Source organism: Micromonospora sp. ALFpr18c (genome assembly GCF_008868155.1).
Classification (GTDB): domain Bacteria; phylum Actinomycetota; class Actinomycetes; order Mycobacteriales; family Micromonosporaceae; genus Micromonospora.
Genome location: NZ_WBKR01000061.1, coordinates 22572 through 29200 on the forward strand (window position 1 = coordinate 22572; position 6629 = coordinate 29200).

General features: G+C 74.7%; 4 protein-coding genes. 3 read left to right on the top strand and 1 reads right to left on the bottom strand.

Annotated elements, in window-relative coordinates:
- Positions 1–67: 67 nt before the first annotated feature.
- Positions 68–2278, top strand: coding sequence for a M48 family metalloprotease (locus tag F8271_RS13705; protein WP_151490077.1), 2211 nt, complete (start codon positions 68–70; stop codon positions 2276–2278).
- An 11-nt stretch (positions 2279–2289) separates the two neighbouring features.
- The gene (locus F8271_RS13710) at positions 2290–2682 is read left to right on the top strand and encodes a hypothetical protein (RefSeq protein WP_151490078.1); all 393 of its coding nucleotides are present in this window, start codon (positions 2290–2292) and stop codon (positions 2680–2682) included.
- A 52-nt stretch (positions 2683–2734) separates the two neighbouring features.
- Here F8271_RS13710 and F8271_RS13715 read toward each other — a convergent pair whose 3' ends face one another.
- Entirely contained in the window at positions 2735–3607 is an 873-nt protein-coding gene (locus tag F8271_RS13715) for an aldo/keto reductase (protein ID WP_151490079.1), read from the bottom strand.
- A 176-nt stretch (positions 3608–3783) separates the two neighbouring features.
- On the opposite strand from F8271_RS13715, the gene F8271_RS13720 reads away from it, so the two are divergent.
- On the top strand, positions 3784–6629 hold a 2846-nt coding region (locus F8271_RS13720; RefSeq protein WP_225854510.1), incomplete at its 3' end, for a hypothetical protein.

Sequence of the window (6629 nt, forward strand, 5' to 3'; positions counted from 1 at the left end):
TCCTCGATAGCCTGCTCCGGCTGTCCAAAACGGACAGAGACGCGACCTGTCAGAAGGAGCAGCGGGCATGACCGAGCCGCACACCGCGCCGCCGGAGGGCACACCGCCGACCGTGCCGCAGCTCGATGTCCGAGCCGCCGAACCGCCGGCGGCCGACACACCGACACCCACCGGCGGATTCGCCGACCGGCCACCCGGCTATCCCAACGCGCTGGTCTGGCTGCGCGCCGGAATCCTGCGGGACTGGCGGGGTGTGCTCGGCGCCTTCGTCGCCACCTGGTTCTATCTGCCGGTCGCGCTGCTCCTGGCGTTCTGGGGCGGTCTCGCCTTCGCCGTCGCCGGGCTCTTCGCCGGCGGGTTCGGCACCGAGGACCAGGTGCCGTCGGTGCTGCGCGACGCGCCGCTGATCGGCTCCCTGCTGGACGCGTTCCTCAGCCGCTCCGGCGGGGTGCTCGGCGGCGTGGTCGGCTTCGTCGCCGGGTTCCTGATCGGCTTCCTCGTCGTACTCGTGCTGCCCTGGCTGGGGTCCGCCGACGAGCCCTTCGCGGTGATCACCGGCCTGGTCGGCACGGTCGGCGCGGCGGCGCTGATCGGGGTCCTCTACACGCTCTACCGGGTGCTGCTGGAACCGCGCCTGCTGGTGGTCTCCGGCGCCCGCCAGCCCAGCCGTCGTGAGGTCGCGCGGCTGCGCCCCGTGCTGGAGGACTGCGCGCGCCGGCTCGGCCTGCCTACCGTGCCACGGCTGCTCATGGAGGACGATCCCGTCCTGAGCAACGCCCGCACGTACGCCCGGCACGTGGTGGTCACCACCGCCGTGCTGACCGAACCGGACGACGAGGTCGCCGCGCTGCTCAGCCACGAGCTGGTGCACTGGCGCACCGGGGACGAGATCACCAGCGCCTTCGTCCGCGGTGTCGGCCTGCCGCTGACCCTCGCGCACGCCCTGCCGACCTGGCTGATGCGCACCTTCCCGCACCCGGCCACCAACTTCGTGGTCTTCGTGTTCTTCTGGCCGGTGCTGCTCACCATGCGGTACGTGGTGCTGCCGCTGCACGCCCGCGACGTCCGCGCCGCGGAGTACCGGGCCGACCTCGGCGCCGTGCTCACCGGGCACGTCGACGGGCTCCGGCGCATCCTGGAACGCCGGCTGTCGTTCGAGTCCGGCCGCAGCGGCTGGGACGAGGCGGTCTGCGCCACCCACCCACCGCACGAGCTTCGGCTCGACGCACTGGACCGGGCGTCGGTGGCCGGTGTGCCCGCCGGGGCGGGCGAGTCCGCCGCCGTCACGGCCGAGGGGCTGTTCGGCCAGTCCGGCCCGGTCGGCACCCGGCGTACCTGGTTGGTGGTCGGCGCCCTTCTGCTGGCAGCCTGCGTCGGCACCGGCGGGCTCGGCGTGGTGCAGTGGGCGTTCTTCCGGCCGCAGGCGGCGGTCGACGGGTATTTCTCCGCGCTCGCCGACCGGGACAGCGACGCCGCGCTCGGCTTCCTGGCCGATCAGAGCGGCGTCACCGACCGCAAGCTGCTCGCCCAGCTGCTGCGCGGCAAGGGCTACCAGCCGCCCACCGACGTCGAGATCACCTCGCTGGAGCGCGACGGCGACACCGCGACGGCCACGGTGGCCTACCGGCTGGCCGACGCGCCGCAGACCGCCACTCTGACCCTCTACCGCTCCGACGACGCCACCGCGGGGCTGTTCCACGGCTGGCGGTTGGGCGGCGGCCTGAGCCAGCTCGACGCGCCGGTCGCCGGCCCCGGGGTGCGGCTCAACGGGGTGGAGCTGCCGGGCGCCACCGAGGGCCCTCCGCTGGCGCTGCTGGCGGGCACCTACACCGCGAGCGGCCCGTCCAGCGCGCTCAGCGAGACGCCGAACGAGACCGTGACGGTCGGGCCGGGGCAGAGCACGGCGACCCTGCAACTGGCTCCGGTGCTCAAGCCGGCGGCGCTCGAGGCCGTCGACGCCCGGGTCCGCGCGTGGTTGGACGAGTGCGCCAAGCAGACGGTCGTCGCACCGCCGGGCTGTCCGTTCCGCCACTACGGCGGCTCCACGCAGAAGGTGACCTGGAAGATCCTGGAGTACCCGAAGCTCACCGTCGAGCTGACCGGCCCGGCCACCGCCCAGGTCGGCACTCCGTACGAGACGCAGGGGAAGGTGCAGGTCAGCGGCACCACCACGTACTTCGGCAGCAGCGCACCGTTCACCGAGGAGGACGCGTTCACCGTCGCGGGCGTCGCCACCGCCGACGGGGACACCGTCACCTTCCGCCCCGCCACCAACTGACCGGAGAGATCGTGACCGACCGTGACGCCGAGGCCCGGCTGCCCGTCCGGCTGACCATCAACCCCCGCCAGCGGCAACCGCCACCGGTCGCCCTGCTCGACTGGATCCATCGCAGCCCGGTGTACCGGCCGGTGGTCCGTCCGGGTGGTGGCGGCGGGGGACGGCCGGGCTTCAGCGACGCGGTGATCATCGCGGTGCTGGCCCAGGGGCTGCTTCCGGGGTTGTTCAACCTGTTGCAGTCCTGGGTCGACCAGCAGCGCACCGAGGCCAGCATCCGGATCCAGGCCGGAGACACCGAGGTGGAACTGCAGGTGACCGGGCGCACCGACTCCGCCCGGCTGCTGGCACAGGCGACCGAGGCGCTGCGGGCCGCCCGGGATTCCGGGTCGGACGCCGCCGACTGACCCGGCGGCGTCCGACCCGGCGGGTCAGCTCGCCTTGCTCAGCTCGCCTTGCTCAGCGCGCCTTGCTCAGCGCGTCGAACTCGTCGTCGGTGAGTCGTACGTCGGCCGCTCCCACGTTCTCCTCCAGGTGCGCCACCGAGGACGTACCCGGGATCGGCAGCATCACCGGCGAGCGGCGCAGCAGCCAGGCCAGCGCGAGCTGCGCGGGCGTGGCGCCCTGCCCGGCGGAGATCGCGTCCAGCGGGCCGCCGGGCCGGGCCAGCTCACCGGTCGCGATCGGGAACCACGGGATGAACGCGAGGTCGTTGCGCTCGCAGTACTCCAGCACGTCCTCGGCGCTGCGGTTGGCGAGGTTGTACAGGTTCTGCACGGAGACGATCTCGGTGATCGCCCGGGCCTGCTCGATCTGCTCCACGCTCACCTCGGACAACCCGATGTGCCGGATCTTGCCCTCCTCGCGCAGCAACGCCAGCTCGCCCAGCTGATCGGCGAGCGGCACCTGCGGGTCGATCCGGTGCAGCTGGTAGAGCGGGATGCTGTCCAGCCCGAGGTGGCGCAGGCTCAGCTCACACTGCTGCCGCAGATACTCCGGACGGCCGACCGGACGCCAGTCGCCCGGCCCGGAGCGGGTCAGCCCGGCCTTGGTGGCGATGACCAGATCATCGGCGTACGGGTGCAGGGCCTCGCGGATCAGCAGCTCGGAGACGAACGGCCCGTACGAGTCGGCGGTGTCGATGAACGTCACGCCCAGCTCGACGGCCCGGCGCAGCACCCGCAGCGCCTCCGCCGGGTCCTTCGGGTCGCCCCAGACACCCGGGCCGGTGATCTGCATCGCCCCGTAGCCGAGCCGGTTGACCGTGACGTCGCCGCCGATCCGGTACGTGCCGGACGCCTTCGCGGGCTGCTTACTGATATCGGTCGCCATTCGCGGATTCCCCAATCGTGTCGTCGCGGCGGGAGGCCAGCCACCCACCACCCACCTGATGATCCCCGAATCGCGCCGACGTATCCCCGCAGGGTGGCGAATTGGGGTGGTGCTACCCCTGGCGTGCCCACTGTCCGGTCTGCTACCTCTGAACGAGGCCGCTCGGGGGAGGCGCGATGTGGCGACGGTTCAGACCCGACCCGGTACGCCGACTGCGGCAGCGGCTGGACCGCTTCGCGGCCACCCGGAACCCCCGCGAGGTGCTCGACTCCGGGGCGATCCGCGACGCCGAGACGGTCATCGAGCTGGTGACCGCCACGCCGACGGACGGGCCCCTGCCGGAGCCGGTCGTCGAGGGCGTCATCCTGCTCGCCTGCCTGCACTCGTACCGCTACCAGCTGCTGCCCCCGGGTGAGGACGCCGACGACCTCGCGCAGGCCGTGCAGCTCACCGAGTTCCTGCTGCGCTTCGCCCCGCACCGGGTGCCGCCGTCGCTGCTGGCCGTCCTGGGCGTCGGCGGACCGGGTGCGGCCCGCGTCCCGGGCCCCCGCGACCCCGCCCCGCCGCGTCGCCTCCCGAACCCCCGCGCGGCGGACGACGCGGCCGGCGCACAGTACGTCGAGGCGGTCCTGCTGATGGGCGCGGCGGAGGCCAGCCACGACTACCGGGCCGCCGACCGCGCCGAGGCGCTGCTGCGGCAGGCGGTCGCCGGCACCCCGCCCGACGCGCCGGAGCGGCTGCACTACCTGTCCGCCCTCGGCAAGGTGCACCGCGACCAGTTCCAGCACCTGGGCCGGCGGCGTGCCCTGCCGGCCGCGATCGACGCGCACCGGGAGAGCCTGGAGTCCACCCCGGTCGGTGACCCGGAACGTCCGGTCCGGTTGTTCAACCTCGGCAACGTCCTGAGCGACCGGTACGAGACCGACGACGACCCGGCCGACCTGGACGAGGCGATCACCCTGCTGCGCGACGCCGCCCGGACCGCCGGCGCGAGCGCACCGGTGGGGGCCATGGCACGCACCAACCTGGGGCAGCGGCTGCGCGACCGGTGGCGGCTGCGCGGGCGACCCGGCGACCTGGACGAGGCGGTCGACGCCTTCGACGCGGCCCGCCACAGCGGCGATCCCCGGGTCGCCGCACTGCACGGCACGGCCCTCGCCGAACGGTTCCTGCGCGACCGCACGCCCGCCGACCGGGACGCCGCGATCGACGCGTACCGGTCGGCGTTGACCGGGTTCGGCGGGCTCGCACCGGACCTGGCCGGCACCGCGCACGCCGGGCTCGCCGCCCTGCTCGCCGAACGGCACCAGGCCGACGCCGCGCCGGCCGACCTGGACGCGGCGATCGAGGCGTACCGGGCGGCGGCCGCCGTCGGGTCGACCCACGGCGGTCCGGACCGCGACGAGGTACGCCACGCCGTGGCCGGCCTGCTGGTCACCCGGTACGAGCAGCGGCGTCGCGTCGACGACATCGCCGAGGCGGTGCGCCTGCTGCGCGACGGTGTCGCCGTCACCCGGGAGCGGGCCGGTCGGGCCCGCCTGCTCGCCGACCTCGGCTACGCGCTCGGCCGGGGCCACCTCGATCTGGGCGGGGTGGACGCGCTGCGGGCCGCCTGCGACGCGCTCACCGAGGCCGGGTCGCTGCTGGCCCGCAGCAACCCGCTGCGCCACCAGGTGCTCAACAACCTCGGCAACGCGCTGCGCGAACTCTCCGACCTCGCCGGGGAACCGGCGCTGCTGAAGCCGGCCGCCGCGGCGCTGCGCGACGCGGTGGCGGCCGTCGCGACGGACGCCGACCTGCTGCCCCGCTACCGCTCGAACCTGGGCCTGGTGCTGCAGGCCCTGTTCGCCTCGACGCAGGACCTGGCGACCCTCACCGAGGCCATCGAGGTGCTGGCCCAGGTGACCGGGACCGCGCCGGCCGGGCACCCGGACCGGTTGCCGGCGTTGACCAACTACGGCTCCGCGCTGAACCGCCGTGTCGAACTCGCCCTGGACGGCGCGTTGCCCACCGGGGGCGTACCCGCCGACGAGGTCGCGGCCGGCGTCGCCCGGGACTCCGACGCGGCGGTCACCGCGCTGCGCGAGGCCGCCGACCTGGCCGAGCGGGACGCCGAACCGTCCGAGTACGTCCAGACGCTGGCCACCCTCGCCCTGGCCCACCTGCTGCGGCACCGGCTGCGCGACGACCCGGCGGCACTGGACGAGGCGATCGGTCTGCTGAAGCGGTTGGATGACCGACCCCTGGTGGGCGTGGACCGGCACCGGATCCGTACCAACCTCGGCAACGCCCTGCTGCTGCGCTTCCGGGCGGGACGCGCCGACGCCGACGCCGAGGCCATGCTGGCCACGTTCCGGGGTGCGGTCGGCGCGCTGTCCGCCGAGCATCCCGCCCGCACCATGTGCCTGAGCAACCTCGCCACCGCCCTCGAAGCGGTCGCCGAGGCCGAGGCCGACGGGTCCGCCGCACTGGTCGAGGCGAGCGCCGTGCCGCGTGCCACCGCGCTGGCCGAGGCGACCACCGTGCTGCGCGCCGCCGCGCTGACCGAGGCGACCGCCGTGCTGCGCGCCGCCGCCCAGGTCGAGGCCGCGCCGTCGCTGCTGCGCGCCAGTGCGGCCAGCCGGTACGCGGCACACGCCGAGGCGGCCGGTGACCTGCCGGCGGCCCTCGACGGGTACGCCACCGCGATCGAGCTGATCGACCTGGTGGCCTGGCACGGCATGGACCCCGACGACCAGGCCCGCCTGCTCGGCCTGTTTCCCGGCCTGGCCAGCGACGCGGCGGCGGTCGCCATCGCCCTCGACCGGCCGCGGCGCGCGGTCGAGCTGCTCGAGTACGGCCGGGGCGTCCTGCTGACCCGGGCCCACGACGCGGGCGCCGACCTGGCCGCACTGCGGGCCCAGGCACCCCGCCTGGCCGCTCGGCTCGCCGAGGTGCAGGCCGCCCTCGACGACTTCGTCGTGCCGCCGTCCGGCGCGCTGTCACCGCCGGGCGGGGTGGTGTCGCCGCCGTCCGGCGCGGT

Excerpts from the sequence above, each read along its gene's own strand:
- F8271_RS13705 (WP_151490077.1), top strand. The coding sequence starts at position 68 with ATGACCGAGCCGCACACCGCGCCGCCGGAGGGCACACCGCCGACCGTG.
- F8271_RS13715 (WP_151490079.1), bottom strand. The coding sequence starts at position 3,607 with ATGGCGACCGATATCAGTAAGCAGCCCGCGAAGGCGTCCGGCACGTAC.